The 2,570-nt window shown below is 33.5% G+C and carries 2 protein-coding genes; both read left to right on the top strand.

Features of this window, described 5'->3' with window-relative positions; genetic code table 11:
- The first annotated feature begins 103 nt into the window (after positions 1-103).
- Positions 104-1,336, top strand: a complete 1,233-nt coding sequence (locus BMX60_RS11720; RefSeq protein WP_091351612.1) for a CapA family protein — start codon at positions 104-106, stop codon at positions 1,334-1,336.
- 86 nt (positions 1,337-1,422) lie between these two features.
- Positions 1,423-2,570 (top strand): aldehyde dehydrogenase family protein (locus tag BMX60_RS11715; RefSeq protein WP_143055946.1); only part of this gene is annotated, 1,148 nt, incomplete at its 3' end.

Raw genomic sequence — 2,570 nt, 5'->3', positions numbered from 1 at the left:
TTTTCGAAACTGGACACGATGAACAAGGAAGGAAACATAAACTTTTATAAGGTTTGACAAAAACCTTATAGAGTTTTATAAGCTTTCTGTAACGGATATTTAGATGAAGAAATTAGTTTTAGTAATTATGATTTTGTTTCTAATCAGTGGCTGTTTTGGTTTAAGTAATAGAAATATAGAACAACCCTTAGAACCTAAACCCCAAGAGCTAAAAGAAGAGGAAAAAATAGTAGAAATAACCATAGCCGGTGTTGGAGACATCATGGTTCATTCTAGGCAATACGAAGCTGCATATGATTCCCAAACTAAAGAGTATAATTTTAAAAACAACTTTACTTTAGTAAGAGATTATATAAAACTTGCTGATATTGCCATAGCCAATTTAGAAACTACCTTTGGTGGGGAAGAAAGGGGATATAGTGGTTATCCAAGGTTTAACACCCCTGATACAATGGCTGATGCCCTTAAATATGCAGGCTTTGATGTTATATCTACCATCAATAATCACACAATGGATACAGGGATTAAGGGTATGTTTAGAACCTTAGAAATATTAAAAGATAGGGGCTTAATTCCAATAGGGACTAGGGAGAGTATAGAGGATAAAAGCTATATTATAAAAGAAGTCCAGGGAATAAATGTTGGAATTACTGCATATTCTTACGAAACTCCATCTACTAACGGAATGAAAACATTAAATGGTATTCCCATTCCAAAAGAGTATACAGAACTTTTTGACACTTTTAATTATCAACAGTTAGAGAAGGATTTGGGAAAAATTCAAAGACGCATAGAAAAAATGAGGGAAGAAGGGGCAGAAATTATTGTATTTGTAGTCCATTGGGGTAGTGAATATCAACGGAGTTATGATAAATTTCAGAAGGAAATGGCTGGAAGGTTAAACTCTTTTGGTGTAGATATTATTTTTGGAAGCCATCCCCATGTGATTCAACCTATAGAAACTATTGAAAGGGAAGATGGACACAAAACAGTTATAGCATATTCTTTAGGAAACTTTATTTCTAATCAGAGATATGAATTTTTAAATAATCGTTATACAGAAGATGGAATAGTAGTATATGTAACATACCAAAAAAACCTAAAGACAGGGGAAACTACTTTAAAGGAAACAGCTTATCTACCGACATGGGTAAATAGATATAGAGTAAAAGAAATGTGGATATATGAAGTTATACCTGTATTTCAAGCTTTACAAAACAAAGAAGCTTATAATTTAACCAATGCAGATAGTATCGAAAGGGCAAAAATCTCTTTAAACAATACAGTCAATTGGATTAAAGAGTTTAATGAAAATATCAGGCAGATCACTGAATAAATTATCAAAAAATAATAAAAAACATTGAATTATCTTTCCTTCTTTAGTATAATAAAGCAAAGTTTCTTTGGGAGGTGGATAATTCAATGTTAAAACCCTTTGTTAATGAAGAATTTTTAGATTTTACCAAAAAAGAGGTACAAGAAAAGGCATTAACTACCCTAAAAGAAGTTAGAAAGGATTTAGGGAAAAATTATCCTTTAATTATCGGTAAGGAAAAAATTTTCACAAAAGAAAAGATAATTTCAACAAACCCTGGAAATCCAGAAGAAATTATTGGTTTTGTTTCCAAGGGCAATAAAGAATTAGCCCAGTTGGCGATGGAGGAAGGGGTAAAAGCTTTTTCTTGGTGGCAAAAAAAGCCTTTAGAAGAAAGGGTTCGTTATTTAATTAAAGGGGCAGAACTTTTACGGAAAAGAAAATTAGAATTTGCTAGCCTTCTAGTTTTAGAAATAGGGAAAACGTGGAAGGAAGCAGATGCCGATGTAGCGGAGGCAATAGATTTCTTAGAATATTATAGTAGGGAGGCATTACGTTTACAAAAGGAACCTTATCTTGTCCCTTATCCTGGGGAAGAGACTTGGGCAAGGTACATTCCTTTAGGAGTAGGAGTTATAATTCCACCATGGAACTTTCCATTAGCCATTTTAGTAGGGATGGTTTCAGCTTCTATTGTTACTGGAAATACTGTAGTATTAAAACCTGCTAGCATTACACCGGTAATAGGTTATAAATTTGTTGAGTTGATGGAGGAAGCTGGCTTACCTTCAGGGGTAATTAACTTTTTACCAGGCAGTGGAGGGGAAATAGGGGACTATTTAGTAAAGCATCCCCAAACCCGTTTTATAAACTTTACTGGCTCTAAAGAAGTTGGATTGAGAATTAACAGATTAGCTGCTGAGATTTCTGAGGGACAAAAGTGGATAAAGCGGGTAATAGCGGAAATGGGAGGAAAAGATTCAATAATAGTAGATGAAGATGTATCTATAGAGGAAGCAGTTAAAATTGTAGTAACTTCTGCCTATGGTTTTCAAGGTCAAAAATGTTCAGCATGTTCGAGGGCAATAGTTCATAAAAATATCTATGACGAATTTGTAGAAAAGTTAGTTGAAGAAGTAAAGAAAATTAAAGTGGGGCCACCTGAAGATTTTAACAACTTTATGGGACCAGTATCTGATAAGTACGCCTTTAACAATATCTTAAAATACATTGAGATAGGAAAAAAAGAAGGAAA

The sequence above is a fragment of the Anaerobranca gottschalkii DSM 13577 genome, assembly GCF_900111575.1.
In the GTDB taxonomy this organism is placed as follows: domain Bacteria; phylum Bacillota; class Proteinivoracia; order Proteinivoracales; family Proteinivoracaceae; genus Anaerobranca; species Anaerobranca gottschalkii.
The sequence above is the reverse complement of the archived record's forward strand: the minus strand, read 5'-3'. Positions and strand labels throughout refer to the sequence as shown.

Bases quoted from the DNA above. Each gene is read 5' to 3' on its own strand.
- BMX60_RS11720 (WP_091351612.1), top strand. From the start codon at position 104: ATGAAGAAATTAGTTTTAGTAATTATGATTTTGTTTCTAATCAGTGGC.